The sequence below is a fragment of the Streptomyces sp. NPDC048192 genome (assembly GCF_043202415.1).
Lineage (GTDB): Bacteria > Actinomycetota > Actinomycetes > Streptomycetales > Streptomycetaceae > Streptomyces.
This window is the reverse complement of record NZ_JBIDAL010000010.1, coordinates 300,319-319,964: the sequence shown is the minus strand read 5'-3', so window position 1 is coordinate 319,964 and position 19,646 is coordinate 300,319. Positions and strand designations below refer to the sequence as shown.

Annotated in this window: 20 protein-coding genes; 14 read left to right on the top strand and 6 right to left on the bottom strand. The window is 72.1% G+C overall.

Annotated elements, in window-relative coordinates:
* Positions 1 to 2: 2 nt before the first annotated feature.
* Positions 3 to 824 (top strand): serine hydrolase domain-containing protein, encoded by an 822-nt coding sequence (locus tag ACGFZN_RS23660; RefSeq protein WP_393860445.1) that lies wholly within the window; start codon positions 3 to 5, stop codon positions 822 to 824.
* A gap of 24 nt (positions 825 to 848) precedes the next feature.
* Here the strand turns inward: ACGFZN_RS23660 and ACGFZN_RS23655 are convergent, their stop codons facing one another.
* On the bottom strand, positions 849 to 1,499 hold the full coding sequence (locus ACGFZN_RS23655) for a pirin family protein (protein WP_393860529.1): 651 nt from the start codon (positions 1,497 to 1,499) through the stop codon (positions 849 to 851).
* Positions 1,500 to 1,636: 137 nt separating this feature from the next.
* Between ACGFZN_RS23655 and fasR the strand changes: the two genes are divergently transcribed.
* The 5 genes from fasR (at position 1,637) to fabF (ending at position 6,590) form a co-directional block, all read left to right on the top strand.
* On the top strand, positions 1,637 to 2,854 hold the full coding sequence (gene fasR, locus ACGFZN_RS23650) for a fatty acid biosynthesis transcriptional regulator FasR (protein WP_393860444.1): 1,218 nt from the start codon (positions 1,637 to 1,639) through the stop codon (positions 2,852 to 2,854).
* Between the two features lie 89 nt (positions 2,855 to 2,943).
* Positions 2,944 to 3,870: an ACP S-malonyltransferase gene (locus ACGFZN_RS23645; protein ID WP_393860443.1), complete on the top strand. Its 927-nt coding sequence runs from the start codon at positions 2,944 to 2,946 to the stop codon at positions 3,868 to 3,870.
* A gap of 10 nt (positions 3,871 to 3,880) precedes the next feature.
* Positions 3,881 to 4,912: a ketoacyl-ACP synthase III gene (locus ACGFZN_RS23640; RefSeq protein WP_393860442.1), complete on the top strand. Its 1,032-nt coding sequence runs from the start codon at positions 3,881 to 3,883 to the stop codon at positions 4,910 to 4,912.
* An 81-nt stretch (positions 4,913 to 4,993) separates the two neighbouring features.
* A complete protein-coding gene (locus tag ACGFZN_RS23635) occupies positions 4,994 to 5,242 on the top strand; it encodes an acyl carrier protein (protein WP_030341284.1) in 249 nt (82 codons plus the stop codon).
* A gap of 85 nt (positions 5,243 to 5,327) precedes the next feature.
* Positions 5,328 to 6,590, top strand: a complete 1,263-nt coding sequence (gene fabF, locus ACGFZN_RS23630; RefSeq protein WP_393860441.1) for a beta-ketoacyl-ACP synthase II — start codon at positions 5,328 to 5,330, stop codon at positions 6,588 to 6,590.
* Between the two features lie 92 nt (positions 6,591 to 6,682).
* Here the strand turns inward: fabF and ACGFZN_RS23625 are convergent, their stop codons facing one another.
* Positions 6,683 to 7,177: a DUF3145 domain-containing protein gene (locus ACGFZN_RS23625; protein ID WP_330340336.1), complete on the bottom strand. Its 495-nt coding sequence runs from the start codon at positions 7,175 to 7,177 to the stop codon at positions 6,683 to 6,685.
* A gap of 275 nt (positions 7,178 to 7,452) precedes the next feature.
* Here ACGFZN_RS23625 and ACGFZN_RS23620 point away from each other — a divergent pair, with 275 nt between their 5' ends.
* Together ACGFZN_RS23620 and ACGFZN_RS23615 are read left to right on the top strand one after the other, a co-directional pair.
* The gene (locus ACGFZN_RS23620; RefSeq protein ID WP_393860440.1) at positions 7,453 to 8,340 is read left to right on the top strand and encodes an SGNH/GDSL hydrolase family protein; all 888 of its coding nucleotides are present in this window, start codon (positions 7,453 to 7,455) and stop codon (positions 8,338 to 8,340) included.
* A 26-nt stretch (positions 8,341 to 8,366) separates the two neighbouring features.
* A complete protein-coding gene (locus ACGFZN_RS23615; protein WP_393860439.1) occupies positions 8,367 to 9,338 on the top strand; it encodes an aldose epimerase family protein in 972 nt (323 codons plus the stop codon).
* A 195-nt stretch (positions 9,339 to 9,533) separates the two neighbouring features.
* On the opposite strand, the gene ACGFZN_RS23610 is transcribed toward ACGFZN_RS23615, so the two are convergent.
* Both ACGFZN_RS23610 and ACGFZN_RS23605 read right to left on the bottom strand, forming a co-directional pair.
* Positions 9,534 to 10,361, bottom strand: a complete 828-nt coding sequence (locus tag ACGFZN_RS23610) for an EI24 domain-containing protein (protein ID WP_393860438.1) — start codon at positions 10,359 to 10,361, stop codon at positions 9,534 to 9,536.
* Between the two features lie 43 nt (positions 10,362 to 10,404).
* Complete coding sequence (locus tag ACGFZN_RS23605; RefSeq protein ID WP_393860437.1) at positions 10,405 to 10,842, bottom strand: MarR family winged helix-turn-helix transcriptional regulator; 438 nt, start codon at positions 10,840 to 10,842, stop codon at positions 10,405 to 10,407.
* A 97-nt stretch (positions 10,843 to 10,939) separates the two neighbouring features.
* Here ACGFZN_RS23605 and ACGFZN_RS23600 point away from each other — a divergent pair, with 97 nt between their 5' ends.
* Together ACGFZN_RS23600 and ACGFZN_RS23595 are read left to right on the top strand one after the other, a co-directional pair.
* Entirely contained in the window at positions 10,940 to 11,974 is a 1,035-nt protein-coding gene (locus tag ACGFZN_RS23600; protein WP_393860436.1) for an NADP-dependent oxidoreductase, read from the top strand.
* Between the two features lie 106 nt (positions 11,975 to 12,080).
* Positions 12,081 to 12,500, top strand: a complete 420-nt coding sequence (locus tag ACGFZN_RS23595) for an organic hydroperoxide resistance protein (RefSeq protein WP_393860435.1) — start codon at positions 12,081 to 12,083, stop codon at positions 12,498 to 12,500.
* Between the two features lie 72 nt (positions 12,501 to 12,572).
* Here ACGFZN_RS23595 and ACGFZN_RS23590 read toward each other — a convergent pair whose 3' ends face one another.
* Both ACGFZN_RS23590 and ACGFZN_RS23585 read right to left on the bottom strand, forming a co-directional pair.
* A complete protein-coding gene (locus ACGFZN_RS23590; protein ID WP_393860434.1) occupies positions 12,573 to 13,724 on the bottom strand; it encodes a serine hydrolase domain-containing protein in 1,152 nt (383 codons plus the stop codon).
* 187 nt (positions 13,725 to 13,911) lie between these two features.
* Positions 13,912 to 14,937: a hypothetical protein gene (locus ACGFZN_RS23585; RefSeq protein WP_393860433.1), complete on the bottom strand. Its 1,026-nt coding sequence runs from the start codon at positions 14,935 to 14,937 to the stop codon at positions 13,912 to 13,914.
* A 270-nt stretch (positions 14,938 to 15,207) separates the two neighbouring features.
* Between ACGFZN_RS23585 and ACGFZN_RS23580 the strand changes: the two genes are divergently transcribed.
* From ACGFZN_RS23580 to chvE, 4 genes are all read left to right on the top strand, one after another.
* A complete protein-coding gene (locus tag ACGFZN_RS23580; protein WP_393860432.1) occupies positions 15,208 to 16,371 on the top strand; it encodes a mandelate racemase/muconate lactonizing enzyme family protein in 1,164 nt (387 codons plus the stop codon).
* A complete protein-coding gene (locus tag ACGFZN_RS23575; RefSeq protein WP_393860431.1) occupies positions 16,368 to 17,372 on the top strand; it encodes a zinc-binding dehydrogenase in 1,005 nt (334 codons plus the stop codon). Before ACGFZN_RS23580 ends, ACGFZN_RS23575 begins: the two co-directional genes overlap by 4 nt.
* Positions 17,373 to 17,499: 127 nt before the next feature.
* Entirely contained in the window at positions 17,500 to 18,471 is a 972-nt protein-coding gene (locus ACGFZN_RS23570; protein WP_360144022.1) for a hypothetical protein, read from the top strand.
* 35 nt (positions 18,472 to 18,506) lie between these two features.
* Positions 18,507 to 19,616 carry a multiple monosaccharide ABC transporter substrate-binding protein gene (chvE, locus tag ACGFZN_RS23565; protein ID WP_393860528.1) on the top strand — a complete coding sequence of 370 codons (1,110 nt, stop codon included), beginning with the start codon at positions 18,507 to 18,509 and terminating at the stop codon, positions 19,614 to 19,616.
* The last annotated feature ends 30 nt before the right edge of the window (positions 19,617 to 19,646 follow it).

The following is a 19,646-nucleotide window of genomic DNA, read 5'->3' as shown; positions in this document are numbered from 1 at the left end:
GCATGTCGTTGCAGAGCCTGGCGCTGATCGAGAACTGGCCCGCCCCCACCGCCGCGGCGGGCGTCGTACGAGCCGACGGGACCGTCCTCGGGACGCACGGTCCCGCCGGACACCGGTTTCCGCTGGCCTCGGTCACCAAGCCGCTGGCCGCGTACGCCGCGCTCGTCGCGTACGAGGAGGGCGCGATCGAGCTGGACGAGCCGGCCGGGCCGCCCGGGGCGACCGTCCGGCACCTTCTGGCGCACACCTCCGGGCTGGCCTTCGACGAGCACCGGGTGACGGCGCCGCCCGGTGAGCGGCGGCTCTACTCCAACGCCGGGTTCGAGCAGCTCGGCGACCACATCGCCAGGGCGACGCAGATCCCGTTCGCCGACTATCTGCGGCAGGCGGTGCTGGAGCCGCTGGGCATGACGTCGACGTCGCTGGCGGGCTCCCCGGCGAAGGACGGCGTGTCCACGGTGTCGGACCTGCTGCGGTTCGCGGCGGAGGTGCAGGCGCCGCGGCTGCTGGACCCGCGGACGGTCGCGGAGGCGATGAGCGTGCAGTACCCGGGCACGAAGGGGGTGCTGCCGGGGTACGGGCACCAGAACCCCAACGACTGGGGGCTGGGCTTCGAGATCCGCGACTCCAAGTCCCCGCACTGGACCGGGAGTTCCTCGTCACCGCGCACCTTCGGGCATTTCGGGCAGTCCGGTACGTTCCTGTGGATCGACCCGGACGCGGAGGTCGCCGGGGTGGCGCTGACGGACCGTGCGTTCGGTCCCTGGGCGATCGAGGCGTGGCCGGTGTTCACCGACGCGGTGCTGGCGGAGCTGCGGGGCTGAGCCCCCGGCCCCTCTCCCCCGCCGCTATGACATCTCCCACATCAGCACCTCGGCCGGTGTGACGGCCACGGCCTCCACACCGGCCGCGTCCGTGATCCGCGCCGAGTCGCCCGCGTCCAGGTGCTCCTCCCCCAGCCGGATCGCGCCGCGGACCACGTGCACGTAGACGTGCGCCGCGTCGGGGACGGCCGTGCGCTCGGCCGGCGCCAGGCGGCGCACGTGGAGCATCGCGCCGGCCTCGGGCACGGCGTACGGGGTGGCGTCGGCGATGCCGGGCACGATCTCGTACGCGGGCTCGCCGCCCGGCTTCAGGGGCGCCAGCCACATCTGGACGAAGGTGAGCGGCGCCGGGCCGTCGTTGCGCTCGACGTGCCGGACGCCCGCCGCCGCGCTGAGCCGCTGGACGTCGCCGGGGCGGACCTTCGTCTCGTGGCCGGTGGAGTCGCGGTGGGTCAGCTCGCCCTCGGCGACCCAGGTGACGATCTCGGTGTGGCTGTGCGGGTGTTCGTCGAACCCGGCGCCGGGCGCGAGCCGTTCCTCGTTGCAGGCGATGACCGCGCCGAAGCGGAGGTTGCCGGGGTCGTAGTGCGGGCCGAAGGAGAAGGCGTGCCACGACTCGATCCCGGCCCCGGGATCGCCCCCGGGGTAGCGCTCACCGGCGCGCCGTACGTCCATCACGCGCACCACGGTAGCCGGGCACGGGCCGCCGGGACCCGCTGTACCCCGGCCGCAAGGCCCCGCGGGAGGCGGCCTGCGAAGGCGACCGAACCCCGGCGGCACACCGTCCCGGCCCGATAAGGCAGTCTTGTCCCGTGCCCGAACCCGAATCCCGCAGCAGCGATCCGCACGCCGATCTCCACATGCACGACGTCCACCCGCACGCCGCGACCCTCAAGCGGCTGGAGAAGTCCTCAGGGTCGCTCGCCGCTCAGGCCATCGCGCGCATGGACGAGACCCTGCCGTGGTACCGGGCGATGCCCCCGGAGAACCGCTCGTGGATCGGGCTGGTCGCCCAGGCGGGCATCGCGGCCTTCACCGAGTGGTTCCGGCACCCGGACGCGCCCCAGGCGATCTCCACGGACGTGTTCGGCACCGCGCCGCGCGAGCTGACCCGGGCCATCACGCTGCGGCAGACCGTGGAGATGGTGCGCACCACCATCGAGGTCATGGAGAGCGCGATCGACGAGGTCGCGGCGCCCGGGGACGAGAGCGTGCTGCGCGAGGCGCTGCTGGTGTACGCCCGCGAGATCGCGTTCGCCACCGCGCAGGTGTACGCCCAGGCCGCCGAGGCACGCGGTGCCTGGGACGCGCGGCTGGAGTCGCTGGTGGTCAACGCCGTGCTGAGCGGGGAGGCCGACGAAGGGGCCGTCAGCCGGGCCGCCGCGCTCGGCTGGAACTCGCCGGAGCACGTGTGCGTGGTGCTGGGCACGGCACCGGACGGGGACAGCGAGCTGACCGTCGAGGCCATCCGGCGGGCCGCCCGGCACGCCAAGCTCCAGGTGCTCACCGGGGTGCTGGGCGACCGGCTCGTCGTCATCGCCGGCGGCAGCAACAACCCGCTCGCGGTTGCCAAGTCGCTGATCGGGCCCTTCGCCGCGGGTCCGGTCGTCGCGGGGCCCGTGGTGCCCGATCTGCTGGCCGCCACACGGTCCGCGCAGGCCGCCGCCGCGGGGCTGAAGGCGTGTTCCGCCTGGCAGGACGCCCCGCGGCCGGTGCTGGCGGACGATCTCCTCCCGGAGCGCGCGATCGCGGGTGATCCGAGCGCCCGCGAGCAGTTGGTGGAGGAGATCTACAGACCTCTGGAAGAGGCCGGTTCCGCGCTGCTGGAAACCTTGAGTGTCTATCTGGAGCAGGCGAGCAGCCTGGAAGGCGCGGCCCGGATGCTCTTCGTTCACCCGAACACCGTCCGCTACCGGCTCAGACGTGTGACAGACGTCACCGGTTGGTCGCCTTCGGATGTACGATCCGCGTTCACACTGCGGATTGCGCTCATCCTGGGGCGTCTGGTCGACGGCGAACCCCCGGCATAAGGTTTTGTGGGAGGTCCACAAAAGCCCTTCGTGTTCTTCGTCCTTGTCCTCACGGGCGGCCCCGGCCGTCCCCAAGAGAGAGTGTGAGAGTGCTCGTACTCGTCGCTCCCGGCCAGGGCGCCCAGACGCCCGGCTTCCTGACTCCCTGGCTCGAACTGCCCGGCGCCGCCGACCGCGTCGCCGCCTGGTCGGACGCCCTCGGCCTGGACCTGGTGCACTACGGCACCCAGGCCGACGCCGACGCCATCCGCGACACCGCGGTGGCCCAGCCACTGCTGGTCGCCGCCGGGATCCTGTCCGCCGCGGCACTCGGTGCCATGTCCGAGATCGCGCCCGGCGCGGTCGCCGGCCACAGCGTCGGTGAGATCACCGCCGCCGCCTTCGCGGGCGTGCTGGACGACACCGCGGCGCTGGGCCTGGTCCGCAAGCGGGGCCTGGCGATGGCCGACGCGGCCGCGGTCACCGAGACGGGCATGTCGGCGCTGCTCGGCGGCGACCCCGAGACCTCCGTGGCGCACCTGGAGAAGCTGGGCCTGACCCCGGCGAACATCAACGGGGCGGGCCAGATCGTCGCCGCGGGCACGCTGGAGCAGCTGGCCGCGCTGAACGAGGACAAGCCCGAGGGCGTCCGCAAGGTGATCCCGCTGAAGGTCGCCGGCGCCTTCCACACCCACCACATGGCCCCCGCCGTCGAGACGCTGGCCAAGGCCGCCGCGGAGCTGGACCCGGCCGACCCGAAGGTGACCTACGTGTCCAACAGGGACGGCAAGGCGGTCACGAGCGGCGCCGAGGTGCTCGAGCGGCTGGTCGGCCAGGTCGCCAGCCCCGTGCGCTGGGACCTGTGCATGGAGACCTTCAAGGAGCTGGGCGTCACCGCGCTCATCGAGGTGTGCCCGGGCGGCACGCTGACCGGACTGGCCAAGCGCGCGCTGCCCGGCGTCACGACGCTGGCCCTGAAGACCCCCGACGACCTCGACGCGGCCCGCGCGCTCCTCTCCGAGCACGCCGGCGCCTAAGGAGCCGTACATGGCGAAGATCAAGCCCAGCAAGGGTGCCCCGTATGCGCGCATCCTCGGTGTCGGCGGCTACCGGCCGACCCGGGTCGTGCCCAACGAGGTGATCCTGGAGAAGATCGACTCGTCCGACGAGTGGATCCGCTCCCGCTCCGGCATCGAGACCCGGCACTGGGCCGGTCCCGAGGAGACCGTGGCCGCGATGTCGATCGAGGCCGCCGGCAAGGCGATCGCCGACGCCGGCATCCGTGCCGAGCAGATCGGCGCCGTGGTCGTCTCGACGGTCTCGCACTTCAGCCAGACCCCGGCCGTCGCCACCGAGATCGCCGACAAGCTGGGCACGGCCAAGGCCGCCGCCTTCGACATCTCGGCGGGCTGCGCGGGCTTCGGCTACGGCCTGACCCTCGCCAAGGGCATGGTGGTGGAAGGTTCCGCCGAGTACGTGCTCGTCATCGGCGTGGAGCGGCTCAGCGACCTGACCGACCTGGAGGACCGGGCCACCGCCTTCCTGTTCGGCGACGGCGCCGGCGCGGTCGTCGTCGGCCCCTCCCAGGAGCCGGCCATCGGCCCGACGGTGTGGGGCTCCGAGGGCGACAAGGCCGAGACGATCAAGCAGACCGTCACCTGGGACCGCTTCCGGGTCGGCGACGTCTCCCAGCTGCCCCTGGACAGCGAGGGCAACATCAAGTTCCCCGCCATCACGCAGGAGGGCCAGGCGGTGTTCCGCTGGGCCGTGTTCGAGATGGCGAAGGTCGCCCAGCAGGCGCTGGACGCGGCCGGCATCAGCTCGGAAGAGCTGGACGTCTTCATCCCGCACCAGGCCAACGTGCGGATCATCGACTCGATGGTGAAGACCCTCAAACTGCCGGAGCACGTCACGGTCGCCCGTGACATCCGCACCACCGGCAACACCTCGGCCGCCTCGATCCCGCTCGCGATGGAGCGGCTCCTGGCGACCGGGGAGGCGAAGAGCGGCGACACCGCGCTCGTCATCGGATTCGGGGCGGGTCTCGTCTACGCCGCCACGGTCGTTACCCTCCCCTAGGCACTCCGTGCCGGATCTTGCGATCGGGCACGGCAGAAATCGCCACAAACCGTCTGGAACATCGAAGAAGGAGCGCCTGACATGGCCGCCACTCAGGAAGAGATCGTCGCCGGTCTCGCCGAGATCGTGAACGAGATCGCCGGGATCCCCGTTGAGGACGTCCAGCTGGACAAGTCCTTCACCGACGACCTGGACGTCGACTCGCTGTCCATGGTCGAGGTCGTCGTCGCCGCCGAGGAGCGCTTCGACGTGAAGATCCCGGACGAGGACGTCAAGAACCTCAAGACCGTCGGCGACGCGACCGACTACATCCTCAAGCACCAGGCCTAAGGACACCCCTTAGGCCCAGGGCCCAAGGCCCCGCCACCCGGCGGTGGCGCCGTTGATTCCCGCATCCGTTGGAGAAAGAATTCCCGTGAGCCCGACCAATCGCACCGTGGTCGTCACCGGTATCGGCGCAACCACACCGCTGGGTGGCGACGCAGCTTCGTTCTGGGAGGCCCTGGTCGCCGGCAAGTCCGGCGTCGGCCTTCTGGAGCAGGAGTGGGCGGCCGACCTGCCGGTCCGCATCGCCGCGCAGATCGCCGTGGATCCCGGCGAGATCATCCCCCGGCCGCAGGCCCGCAAGCTGGACCGCTCGGCGCAGTTCGCGCTGATCGCCGCTCAGGAGGCCTGGAAGGACGCCGGGTTCGCCGCCAAGGCCGGCGAGGACGCGTCCGTGAACCCCGACCGCCTCGGCGCGGTCATCGCCTCCGGCATCGGCGGCGTGACGACGCTCCTGGACCAGTACGACATCCTCAAGGAGCGGGGCGTCCGCCGCGTCTCCCCGCACACCGTGCCGATGCTGATGCCCAACTCCCCGGCGGCCAACGTCGGCATCGAGCTGGGCGCCCGCGCCGGTGTGCACACCCCCGTCTCGGCCTGCGCCTCGGGCGCGGAGGCCATCGGGTACGCGATCGAGATGATCCGCACCGGGCGTGCGGACGTGGTCGTGGCCGGTGGCACCGAGGCCGCCATCCACCCGCTGCCGATCGCCGCGTTCGGCAACATGATGGCGATGTCCAAGAACAACGACGACCCGCAGGGCGCGTCCCGCCCCTTCGACTCCGGCCGTGACGGCTTCGTGCTCGGCGAGGGCGCCGGCGTGATCGTCCTGGAGTCCGAGGAGCACGCCAAGGCCCGCGGCGCCCGGATCTACGTCGAGGCGGTCGGCCAGGGCATCTCCGCCGACGCCCACCACATCACGCAGCCGGAGCCGTCCGGCAACGGCATCGCGCACGCGCTGCAGAACCTGCTGGACAGCACGGATCTGAAGCCGGCCGAGGTCGTGCACGTGAACGCCCACGCCACGTCGACGCCGCAGGGCGACGTCGCCGAGATCAAGGCGCTGCGCAAGGTGTTCGGCGACGACGTCGACCACATGGCGATCTCCGCGACCAAGTCGATGACCGGTCACCTGCTGGGCGGCGCCGGCGGCATCGAGACCGTCGCGTCGATCCTGGCGCTGGCCAACCGCACGGCTCCGCCGACGATCAACCTCGACGACCTCGACCCGGACGTCAACGCGGACGTGGTCCGCGGCGAGGCCCGTCAGCTGCCCGAGGGCCGCATCGCCGCGCTGAACGACTCGTTCGGCTTCGGCGGGCACAACGTGGTGCTGGCCTTCCGGACGCTCTGAGAACGTGCGTGAGGGCCCCTGCCGAACCTCGGGTTCGGCAGGGGCCCTCCGTCGTGTCCGGCCGTCATGTCCGGCCGTCGTGTCCGGGTGGCTCAGACCACCTGGTGCAGCCAGCGCACCGGCGCGCCCTCGCCGGCGTACCGGAAGGGCTCCAGTTCGTCGTCCCAGGGCTTGCCCAGCAGCTTGGCGATCTCGGCCTCCAGGTCGGTCTCGCCGCGCTGGGAGCGGGTCAGCGCCGCGCGGAGGCGGTCCTCGGGGATGAGGATGTCGCCGTGGATGCCGGTGACGGCGTGGAAGATGCCCAGGTCCGGGGTGCAGCTGTAGCGCTCGCCCTCGGCCGTCGGGCACGGTTCGGCGGTGACCTCGAAGCGCAGCAGGTGCCAGCCGCGCAGCGCGGAGGCCAGCTTGGAGGCCGTACCGGCCTCGCCCTGCCAGGAGAACTCCGAGCGCCAGGTCCCGGGGGCGGCGGGCTGCCGGATCCAGTCGAGGCTGACGCGGGTGCCGAGCACCCCGGCGACGGCCCACTCGACGTGCGGGCACAGCGCGCGCGGCGCGGAGTGCACGTACAGAACTCCACGTGTCGTCACCGGAACCTCCGGGCAGAGCGGGACATCTTGCGGACTGGCTGGCGGCAGTGGCACGACGGCCGCGCTGATGGCGAGGCTACCCTGCGGCGGTGCAAGGAGTGTGACGTACCGTCGGTCCCGGTGCCAGGAAACCTCCGCCATTCACCCAGGGGGACGCTTGTACGGGGGTGCTCCGTTCCCGCGCGCCCGTTCGGGAACCCTCGCACGTTGTCATGGGGGGAAGCACACACGTTCACCCGGGAGGCACCGGGTCCGGCGACGAGGGGACCAGCAGGATGCGCAAGCCGAGCAGCCGTACGCGAGCCGCTCTCGCCGTCGTGGCGGCCGCGGTGCTGGGCCTCGCCGGATGCGGCGCGGGCGGCGGCAGTTCGCCCGCGCCCAAGGGCACCAGGGCGCGCGCGGCCGGGCCGGTGTGGAACCGCAGCCCGGACTCGGTCGCCGCGGTCGGCGACTCCATCACCCGCGGCTTCGACGCGTGCACGGTGCTGTCGGACTGCCCCGAGGTGTCCTGGGCGACGGGCAGCGACACCGAGGTGGACAGCCTGGCGGTGCGGCTGCTCGGCCCCGCGGGCGCGGCGCGGCGCAGCTGGAACTACGCGGTGACCGGCGCCCGGATGGCGGACCTGCCCGAGCAGATGTCCCAGGCGGCGGAGCACGGCCCCGGACTGGTGACGGTGATGGTGGGCGCCAACGACGCCTGCCGGTCCTCGGCGCGGGCCATGACCCCGGTGGCCGGCTTCCGCGCCGACTTCGAGGAGGCCCTGCGCACCCTGCGCGCCGCGTCGCCGAGGACGCAGGTGTACGTGGCGAGCGTGCCGAACCTGAAGCGGCTGTGGTCCGAGGGCCGGACCAGTCCGCTGGGCAAGGAGGTGTGGAAGCTCGGCATCTGCCCGTCGATGCTGTCCGACGCGGACGACCTGACCAGCGCGGCCATGCTGCGCCGGGACCGGGTGCAGCAGCGGGTGGTGGAGTACAACGAGGTGCTGAAGGACGTCTGCGCCCGGGACCGCCGCTGCCGCTTCGACAACAACGCGGTCTACGACTACCGGTTCGGCACCGGCCAGCTGAGCCGCTGGGACTGGTTCCACCCCAGCAAGGACGGCCAGGCCCGGCTCGCGGCGATCGCGTACCGGACGGTCACCGCGGCCGATCCGGTTGGCTAGGACACGCATCGCCTACTGTTTCCCACATGAGCGAACTTTTCGGCACGGTTTCCGACGGCACCCCGGTCCACCGCTGGACCCTGGAGCGCGCCGGGACACGGGTGGAGGTCCTGACGTACGGCGGGATCGTGCGGTCGGTCGAGGTGCCGGACCGGGAGGGCCGGACGGCGGACGTGGTGCTGGGCTTCCCCGGTCTGGACGGCTATCTCGCCCATCCGGAGCCGTTCCTCGGCGCCCTGATCGGCCGGTACGCCAACCGGATCGGGCAGGCCCGCTTCCCGCTGGACGGCGCGGTCTACGCCCTCGAGCCGAACGAGGGCGCGAACTGCCTGCACGGCGGCGCGCACGGGTTCGACAAGCGGGTGTGGGAGGCCGAGCCCGTGGAGCACGGGGTGCGGCTGTCCCGGGTGAGTCCGCACGGCGAGCAGGGCTTCCCGAGCCGGCTCGAGGTGTCGGCGACGTACGCCCTGGACGCCTCGGGCGCGCTGCACATCGCGTACGAGGCGGTCACGGACGCGCCGACCGTGGTCAACCTCACCAACCACAGCTACTTCAACCTGGCCGGCGCGGGCCACGCGGGCGGGCACGAGCTGCGGCTCGCCGCGTCCCGCATCACCCCGGCCGGCGCGGACCTGATCCCGACGGGCGCCCTCCAGGACGTGACCGGCTCCCGGTTCGACTTCCGCACGGCCCGCAAGGTCGGCTCCGGCTACGACCACAACTTCGTGCTGGACAAGGGGGTGACGGCCGCCCCGGAGGAGGTGGCCGAGCTGCACGACCCGGCCTCCGGCCGCACGCTGACCGTGTCGACGACCGAACCGGGCCTGCAGCTGTACACCGCCGACCACCTGGGCGAGCCGTTCGCCCCGTGCGAGGGCATCGCCCTGGAGACCCAGCACTTCCCGGACTCCCCGAACCAGCCCGGCTTCCCGAGCACGGTGCTGAGGCCGGGCGAGGTGTTCCGGTCGGAGACGGTGTACGGCTTCGGGGTCCGCTGAGGTTCCGCGCGCGGGCGCCCCGGCACGAGCCCCCGGTCCAGGGGTCAGGTCCCGGACCGGGGCCGCTCGGGGGGACTTGTCCCGGATCAGACGTTAATCGGCGCGGTGAGCCCGCGGCCCGCGATCGGGCGTCCGACGGCGATCTCGTACGAACCTTTCACAAACGACCAGGCGTTCGACGCCGGAGAGCGTCTCTCAGTCGGTCCGGCGGGTGGGCGCGGCCGGGCCGGTGCCGGCGGCGGTGTCCTCCTCGTCGTCCTCCCCGCAGTCCGCCTCGTCGTCCTCCCCCAGCAGTTCGCGGGCGAGCAGGGTGGCGCCCGCGACCGCGCCCGGCATCAGGAACACCGCGACGAACGGGACCAGGAAGGCGAGGCCGAGGGGGGTGCCGAAGCCCCAGACCAGGGTCCTGCGGGACCGGAGCAGCGCGAGGCGGGCGCGCAGTTCGACGCCCCGGCGCTGGAGGGCGACGGAGGTGAGCTCCTCGGTGAGGAAGAACCCGGTGACGAAGAAGCCGATCACGGGGACGGCCGTCTGGCCGACGACGGGAAGGAAGCCGAGCGCGAACAGCAGCACGCCCCACACGGCGGCCCGCACCAGGACGCGCAGGCTGTCCCGGGCGGAGATCCACAGCTCGCGCCACAGCGGCAGTTCCGAGCGCGGGGCGGTGCCGTCGGGCGAGACGTCGGCGTCGACCTGCTCCGACAGGTTCTCGTAGAAGGGCTGGCCGACCAGGAGGGTGACCGCGGTGAAGGTCAGCACGGCGAGCAGCAGGCCGAGGGCGAAGAGCACGGCCGTCAGAAAGCCGCGGAACAGGCCCTGCCACGGGCTGGACCAGTCGTCCGCGAACGGCGTCGCCCAGGCGACCGCGTCCTCGCCCCACACGGCGAGCGCGACCAGCGCCGCCGCGTACAGGACCAGCGTGATCAGGCCGGGCAGCAGCCCGAAGCCGTAAGAGCGGCCGTGCCGGGCCATCCAGCGCTGGCCCTTGAGAAGATGACCGAATCCCGCCCCGAGATCACGCATGGCGCAGACTCTACCGGCGGGGTCCGGGCTTCCTCCGCGGGGTTCAGGCGTCCAGCATCCGGCGGAGCAGGTCGCGCAGGGAGCGGCGCTCCTCCTCCGACAGGCCGGCGAGGGGCTCGCGGGCGAAGCGCAGGCCCTCGCGCAGGTCGGTGGCGAGCCGGACGCCCTCCTCGGTGGCGGCGGCCAGCTTCACCCGGCGGTCGGCGGGGTCCGGGCGCCGCTCGACCAGGCCCCGGGACTCCAGGCGGTCCACGATCCCGGTGACGTTGGACGGCTCGCACTTGAGCTTCTGCGCCAGCTTCCGCATGGGCAGCGGCTCCAGCGAGAGCAGGCTGAGCAGCCGGGCCTGGGGACCGGTCAGCGCGTGCTCGCCCGCCGCCTTCTCGTAGTCCGCGTAGAAACGGGCGACGACGTCACCGATCAGTTCGACGACCTCCATGGTGAGGGCGTCGGGGCGGCGGGTCTTCGATGGGGTGGACATGGACTCCAGGATACCCGGTTACTTGACATCCTGAAATATTCAGGAGCATCGTTGTTTCAGGTTCTGAACTATTTGCACCACCGAGAAAGGCCCTGTCATGATCAACCGCGAGTGGCATCTGCTCAGCCGTCCCGTGGGCTGGCCGAAGCCCGAGGACTTCGCGCTCGTCGAGACCCCGGTCCCGGCTCCGGGCGAGGGCCAGGTGCTGGTGCGGAACAAGTACCTCTCCGTCGACCCGTACATGCGGGGCCGAATGAGTGCCGCGAAGTCGTACGCCGCGCCGTACGAGCTGGGCAAGGCCATGCAGGGCGGCGCGGTCGGCGAGGTGATCGAGTCCCACGCCGAGGGCATCGCGCCCGGGGACCACGTGCTGCACTTCTTCGGCTGGCGGGAGTACGCGGTCGTGGACGCGAAGAACGCCGTCAAGGTCGGGCCGGCGGTCGTTCCGGCCGTCAAGGTCGACGACAAGGCCCACGACGTGCCACTGTCGGCCTACCTCGGCGTGCTCGGCATGACCGGACTGACGGCCTACGCCGGCCTGCTGCGCACCGCCTCCTTCAAGGAGGGCGACATCGTCTTCGTGTCCGGCGCCGCGGGCGCCGTGGGCAGCCAGGTGGGGCAGATCGCCAAGCTCAAGGGGGCCTCGCGGGTCATCGGCTCGGCCGGGTCCGACGAGAAGGTGAAGCTGCTGCTGGACGAGTACGGCTTCGACGCCGCGTTCAACTACAAGAACGGGCCGGTGAGCGAGCAGCTGCGGCAGGCCGCGCCGGACGGCATCGACGTGTACTTCGACAACGTCGGCGGGGACCACCTGGAGGCGGCCGTGGGCTCCCTGCGCGAGGGCGGCCGGATCGCGGTCTGCGGCATGATCTCGGTCTACAACGACACCGAGCCCGCGCCGGGCCCCAGGAACCTCGCCCGCCTCATCCAGACCCGGGGCCGCATCGAGGGCTTCCTCGTCGGCGACCACTACGACCTGCAGCCGCAGTTCGTGCGGGAGGTCGGGCCGTGGGTCGCCTCGGGCCGGCTGAAGTACCGGGAGACGATCGTCGAGGGCATCGAGAACAACCTGGAGGCCTTCCTCGGCGTCCTGCGCGGCGACAACACCGGGAAGATGATCGTCAAGCTCTGAGGCCGGCCGGGCCTGGCCGACGTTTCCGGCATGCGGTAACTTCTTTCCGAAATCCGCCGTCGATCGTGGGCGCGAGTCGCGGCGGACCGAGGAGGAAGACAACCGCATGCCCATCACGCAGTCCGACGTCCTGTACACCGCCGTCGCCACAGCCGAGAACGGCCGGGACGGCCGGGTCGCCACGGACGACGGCCGACTCGACGTCGTCGTCAACCCGCCCAAGGAGATGGGCGGCAGCGGCGCCGGGACCAACCCGGAGCAGCTGTTCGCCGCGGGATACTCCGCCTGCTTCCAGGGCGCGCTGGGCGTCGTCGCCCGGCAGGAGGGGGCCGACGTCTCCGGGTCGACCGTCACCGCGAAGGTCGGGATCGGCAAGAACGAGGACGGGTTCGGGATCATCGTGGAGATCTCGGCGGACATCCCGCACGTCGATGCCGCCAAGGCCCGGGAACTGGTCGAGAAGGCCCACCAGGTGTGCCCCTACTCGAAGGCGACGCGGGGCGACATCAGCGTGACGCTGGTCTGACGGCCGTCGTTGCGCACTGCGGAGACCGCACCCTTGGACGTGGGGTGCGGTCTTCTTTTCGGCCGGGGCCTCTCAGCCGGCCGGCGCCGCCCTGTGCACCGCCCGCACGAAGCGCTCGTTCTCCGGGGCCGCGCCGCCCGGGAACGCCATCCGCCGGCGCGTGTAGCCGTAGGCGAGGCCGCTGCGGGGGTCCGCGAAGGCCTGGGAGCCGCCCGCGCCGCTGTGGCCGAAGGCGCCGGCGCCCAGCACCGGGTGCCACATGTCGGCGGTGGCCTGGAAGCCGAGGCCGTACGCCTTGTGGGCGCGGGCCACCAGGTCGTAGCCGACGGAGTGGATCTGGCCCACCTCCGCGACCGTGTCGGGCTTGAGCAGCGGCGGGCGGTCGTCCAGTTCGCTGATCGCCGCCGCGTACATCGTCGCGAGCCCCCGCGCGGAGGCGACCCCGCCCGCCGACGCCGGACCCTTGGCGCGCACGAGGCGGGAGTTGGCGTACTCCTCCAGCGTGGCCGGCCGCGGCGCGTGCGCGTTGAAGGCGATCGAGGCCAGCGTGTGCGGGCCGGTCGGCTGGGCGTCCAGCAGGGCCTGCTGCTCGGGCGTCGGGGCCATCGGCCGGACCGGGCGGAAGCGGCGCTCCTCGGACTCGGGCAGCCCCAGGAAGAAGTCCATGCCGTACGGCCCGCGCACCCGCTCCTCGTAGACCTCCTGGAGCGTGTGGCCCGTGGCCCGGCGGACCACCTCTCCGGTGAGCGCGCCGATCACGAGCGCGTGGTAGCCGAAGGCCGTCCCCGGGCGCCAGAACGGCTTCTGGTCGGCGAGGCGTTCGGCCACCGCCCGGTCGTCGGCCAGTTCCTCGGCGGAGAACCCGGCGTCGATCCCGACCAGGCCCGCCCGGTGCGTCACCAGCTCCCGCAGGGTCACCGCGCCCTTGCCCTCGGCGCCGAACTCCGGCCAGTAGTAGGTCACTTTGCGGTCCAGCTCCAGCGTGCCGTCCTGCACCAGGAGGGCCACCACCAGGTGCGCGGCGCCCTTCGTGGACGAGAACACGCCGTACAGCGAGTCCGCCTCGCCGCCCGCCCAGAGGTCGACGACCCGCCGGCCGTGCACATACGCGCACAACTGGCCTTCGTAGTCGTCGCGTTCGGCGGCGACGAAGGCGGCGAACTCCTCGCGCACCGCCTCGAAGCCCTCGGCGACCGTGCCGTGGACGGTGATCTGCTGCGTCATCCGCTCTCCTCAACTGAGCCGCTGCTCGCTGCTCCCCCTCGCACAACGCCCGTTCCCGCCGCGGACGTTCCCGAGACCGGTACGGCGCGATGCGCCCGTTCGACTCAACCGCCCGGAGTGCCGGGGGGTGTCGTCGCTGCCCCGGATGGCGGATGGCGAGGGGTGGCGCGCCGGAACCGGGTGCGGCTCAGGTGCACCACCACAGGAAACGTGTGCAGGTCTTGCTCGGCGAGGGCGTCGGGGCCGGGCGGGACGCCGTGGGCGCGCTGGACGGGGTGGCGGCCGGAGCGGACGTCGCGGGGGGCGCCGGGGCCGCGGACGTGGCGCCGGCGCCCGTCCCGGCGGTCTGCCGCGGCGAGCCGGTGTCCTTGGCGTCGGGCGTCTTGGATGCCTTGTCCTTGGGGGACTTGGAGGCGGACGCGGAGGCCGAGGCGTCCGGGGATGCGGAGCCGGCCGCGCCCGGGGTCGCGCCGGAGGCGTCCGCGGCCGGGTCGGCCGTGGCGCCGGGTGAGGCGGAGGACGAGCCGCCGTCGGCTGCGGCGCCCTCGGCGGCGTCGGACTGCCCGCTGGAGAAGGGCGAGAAGGGCGCGTCCGTGCCGAGTTCGGCGAGGCCGAGGCTGCCCGCGGCCAGCACGAATCCCGCGGTGATCAGCACGGCGCGGCGGCGCCGGCGCCGGTGTGCGGCGGCCTTGCGGTCACGGCGGCTGGAGTCGGCGTCGGCGGGGCTCACCGTGGCGGCCCCGCGCGCCCGGCGCCGGGCGGCCCGGCCACCGTGCTCGGGGTCCGCGTCGGCATCGGGGCCCGACTCCGGTTCCGGGTCGCTGTCCGGCTCCGGCTCGGCATACGGGTCGGCGTCCGCCTCGGCGTACATGCCGGGGTCCCGCTCGGCATACGGGTCGGCGTCCGCTTCGGCGTACGGGTCGGGGCCCGGTTCCGCAGCGTGGCCGAGGCCGCTCGCGGGCCCGGAGCCGGCGTGGGCCCCGGAGCCGGCGTAAGCCCCGGTGGAAGCCTGGGCCCCGGCAGGGGCGGGGGCGGCGTACCACTCCTCGGGGGAGCCGTGGCGCTGCTCGGGGACGTGCGCGCGGTACGGGGCGTACCCCTGCGCAGGGGTGCCGTAGGCGGCCCCGGCGGGAGCCTGCCGGCCGCCGTAGCCCGGTGTTCCACCCGTGCCCGCGCGCGCGTGCGCGGCCGCCGCTTCCGCGGAGGCGCGCACGGGAGTTCCGCACCCGGGGCAGGCCAGGGCGCCGTTCAGGTGCCGTTGGCACGGGTGGCAGTAGTCCATGACGCCGGAAGACTAGATTCCCGATCGGTCCCGTTCCTAGGCACCTCTGTGAAGGTTTGGTGGAGCAGCGAAACAATTCTCGAAAGGCTTGCCGAAACCGTTACCTGTTCGACCCATTGACACCCCTACCGCACCGTCCTTACTGTCACGCCAGCATTTCGAACGTGTGACGAAATCTCGAACAACCGAGGGGCAACTGCCGTGCGCATCACCGGAATCAGCACGCACGTGGTCGGCACGCCATGGCGCAACCTGACCTACGTCCAGGTGCACACCGACGAAGGGATCACGGGAGTCGGAGAGACCCGGATGCTCGGTCACACCGACGCGCTGATCGGCTATCTGCGCGAGGCCGAGGTCAACCACATTGTCGGTTCCGATCCGTTCGCGGTCGAGGACCTGGTGCGCCGGATGAAGTACGGCGACTACGGCCGCGCGGGCGAGATCGTGATGTCCGGCATCGCGGTCGTCGAGATGGCCTGCTGGGACATCAAGGGCAAGGCGCTGGGCGTGCCGGTGTGGCAGCTGCTCGGCGGCAACGTGACCGACAAGGTCAAGGCGTACGCCAACGGGTGGTACACGACCGAGCGAACGCCGGAGGCGTACCACAAGGCCGCCCAGGGGGTGATGGAGCGCGGGTACCGGGCGCTGAAGATCGACCCGTTCGGCACCGGGCACTTCGAGCTGGACCACCAGGAGACCCTGTACGCCGTCTCGCTGATCGAGGCGGTGCGGGACGCGATCGGCCCGGACGCCGAGCTGATGCTGGAGATGCACGGCCGCTTCTCCCCCGCCACGGCCGTCCGGCTGGCCAGGGAGATGGCCCCCTTCAAGCCGGCCTGGCTGGAGGAGCCGGTGCCGCCGGAGAACCTCAAGGCGCTGGAGAAGGTCGCCGCCAAGGTGGACATCCCGGTCGCCACGGGTGAGCGCATCCACGACCGGATCGAGTTCCGCGAGCTGTTCGACAGCCAGGCGGTGGACATCATCCAGCCGGACGTCGGCCACCTCGGCGGCATCTGGGAGACCCGCAAGCTCGCCGCCACCGCCGAGACGCACTACATGCTCGTCGCGCCGCACAACGTGGGCGGGTCGGTGCTCACCGCCGCCTCCCTCCAGGTCGGCTTCACCTCGCCGAACTTCAAGATCCTGGAGCACTTCAACGACTTCGCGGACGCGGAGATCAAGAAGGTGGTCAAGGGCGCGCCGCAGGTGAACCCGGAGGACGGCTGCTTCCACCTCTCCGACGCGCCGGGGCTCGGGGTCGAGCTGGACGTCGACGCGGCGGCCGAGTTCCCGCAGCAGCGGGCCCACTTCGACCTGTGGGCCGAGGGCTGGGAGAAGCGCAACCCGAAGGACGGCGAGTGAGTTCCCAGGTCGTCGTCCGGGCGCCCGGCGAGCACCGGGTCGAGCCGCACACGCCCCGCGAGCCCGGCCCGGGCGAGGCCCTGGTGGCCGTGCACGCGGTCGGCATCTGCGGCAGTGACCGCGAGGTGTACCAGGGCAACCGGCCCGAGGGCTACGTCCGTTACCCGCTGACGCCCGGCCACGAGTGGTCGGGGACGGTGTCGCGGGTGGGCGCCGGGGTGCCGGAGGGGCTCGTCGGCCGCAAGGTGGTCGGTGAGGGCTTCCGCAACTGCCAGGTGTGCGACCGCTGCCACGCGGGCGAGACCACGCTGTGCACGGCCGGGTACGAGGAGACCGGGTTCACCCGGCCTGGCGCCATGGCCGCCACGCTCACCCTGCCGGCCCGGCTGCTGCACGTCCTGCCGGACGACGCCGACCTCACCGCCGCCGCCCTGCTGGAGCCGGCCGCCTGCGTCGCCGCGGCGGCCCTGAAGGCGAACGCCCGGCCGGGCGAACGGGTCGCGGTGGTCGGCACCGGCACGCTCGGGATGTTCGCCGTGCAGTTCCTCAAGGCGGTCTCCCCGGCCCGGCTGCTCGTCGTGGGCACCGGGAACGCCCGGGAGGCACTGGCCCGGCGGTTCGGGGCGAGCGACTTCCGGCTCATGGACGACGAACTCCCCGACGACTTCGACGTCGTGATCGAGACCGCCGGGTCCGCGTCGGCCGCGCGCACCGCCGCCTCGCTGCTGCGGCGCGGCGGGCGCCTGGTGCTGACCGGCATCCCGGCGCCGGGCGCGGACGGGCTCGACCCGACGGACCTCGTCGTACGGCAGCTGGAGGTGCACACCGTCTTCGGGGCGCCGCCGGACGCCTGGGCGCACACCGTGCGGGTCTTCGGCGCCGGGCTGCTCGACCCGCTGCCGCTGGTCACCCACGAGCTGCCGCTGACCGAGTTCCCGCGGGCCATCGAGCTGGCCGGGGCCGGCGATCCGAAGGTGGGCAAGGTGCTGCTCCGCCCCTGAAGACGTACGCCGGTCAGGACGTGACCTGACGGCGCCCTGACCGGCGTACCACCAAGGCGGCAGCGCCTTTTTCACACCCAGAGCCGCGAACCTCGTCCGAAATACCGAACACCACGAAGGACAGCTTGTGACGACCGACGCTTCCGCCCCGGCGGCCCGCCGACCCGGTGAGCAGGCGCTCACCTCTCTCGGCCTGGGCGCGCCCGCCCTCGACCCCGCCGACGCCTCCGCGCACAGTTTCCCCGGCGGCGGCCGCTGGCGCACCGAGATCCCCTCGTGCGAGGGTCCCGAAGCGCTGGCGGTCGTCCTGAAGGAGTCCTCGCGCCTCGACGTGCCGATCCACCGGATCAGCCAGGGCAGCGGCGTGTGGATGCTCACCGACGCCGAGATCACCGAGATGGTCGAGGCCACCGCCGCACGCGACATCGAACTCTGCCTGTTCACCGGCCCGCGCGGCACCTGGGACATCGGCGGCTCGGTGCGCTCCGACTCGCGGGGGGCCGGACTGCGCGCACGGGGCCACGACGCCGTCGCCGGCTGCGTCGAGGACGCCGTACGGGCCACCGAACTGGGCGTGAAGTGCCTGCTGGTGGCCGACGAGGGCGTGCTGTGGACGCTGCACCGGGCGCGCGAGAACGGCATCATCCCGGCCGACACCACGCTGAAGGTCTCCGCGCTCATCGGCCCCGTCAACCCGGCCTCGTACGCCGTCTTCGAGCGGCTCGGCGCCGACTCCGTCAACGTGCCCAGCGATCTGACGCTGGACCACCTCACCGAGATCCGCCGGGTGTCCCGCGCCCCGATGGACATGTACATCGAGGCCCCCGACGACCTCGGCGGCTATGTGCGGATGTACGAGGTCGCCGAGCTGATCCGGCGCGGCGCACCGCTCTACCTGAAGTTCGGCCTGTCCAAGGCGCCCGGCATCTACCCGTGGGGCACCCACCTGCGCGACGTGACCCTGGACACCGCCCGGGAGCGGGTGCGGCGCGGCCGGCTCGCCCTGGACCTGCTCGCCCGGCACGGCGCGGACGGCGACATGGCGCCGCTCGGCTCCCGCCTCCCCGGCCCGCTCAACCGCTTCCCCAGCAACGCGTGACCCTCAACGACGAGACGACCAAGGACGGACACACCATGCGCAACCGCAGAGCCGCACTCACCGCCATAGCCGGAGCCGCCTCGCTCGCCCTGACCCTGACCGCCTGCGGGCAGAGCGGCTCGGGCGGCAGCAAGGAGAAGACGGGTGACGTCAAGGGCGCCACCATCGGCATCGCGATGCCGACCAAGTCCTCCGAGCGCTGGATCGCCGACGGCAACAACGTCGTCAAGAACCTCAAGGCCAAGGGCTACAAGACCAAGCTGGTCTACGGCGAGGACGACCCGAGCACCCAGGTCTCGCAGATCGAGAACCTCATCACGCAGGGCGTGAAGGGCCTGATCGTCGCGGCGATCGACAACAAGTCGCTGAACAACGTGCTCCAGGAGGCGCACCAGGCGAACATCCCGGTGATCGCCTACGACCGGCTGATCCTCGGCACCCCGAACGTCGACTACTACGCCTCCTTCGACAACGAGAAGGTCGGCGTCCTGCAGGGCACCTACATCGTGCACAAGCTCGGCCTGGACGCCGGCAAGAAGGGCCCGTTCAACATCGAGCTGTTCGCGGGCTCCAACGACGACAACAACACCAAGTACTTCTTCAACGGCGCGATGAGCGTGCTCCAGCCGTACATCGACAAGAAGCAGCTGGTGGTCAAGTCCGGGCAGACCAAGCTCAACCAGGTCACCACCCTGCGCTGGGACGGCACCACCGCGCAGAAGCGCATGGAGGACCTCCTCACCTCCTCCTACAAGAGCGGCCGGGTCGACGCGGTGCTCTCGCCGTACGACGGCATCTCCATCGGCATCCTGTCCGCGCTGAAGTCGGACGGCTACGGCTCGGGCAGCAAGCCGCTGCCGGTCATCACCGGCCAGGACGCCGAGCTGGCCTCAGTGAAGTCGATCATCGCCGGGCAGCAGACGCAGACCGTCTACAAGGACACCCGGCAGCTCGCCAAGGTCGCCTCGACCATGGTCGACGACGCCCTGAAGGGCAAGAAGCCGCAGGTCAACGACACCAAGACATACAACAACGGCAGCAAGGTCGTGCCCGCCTACCTGCTGCAGCCGGTCAGCGTCGACAAGTCCAACTACCAGCAGGTGCTCGTGGACGGCGGTTACTACACCGCGTCCGAGCTCAAGTAAGCCCGCCCCCCGATTCCCACCGACTGGAAG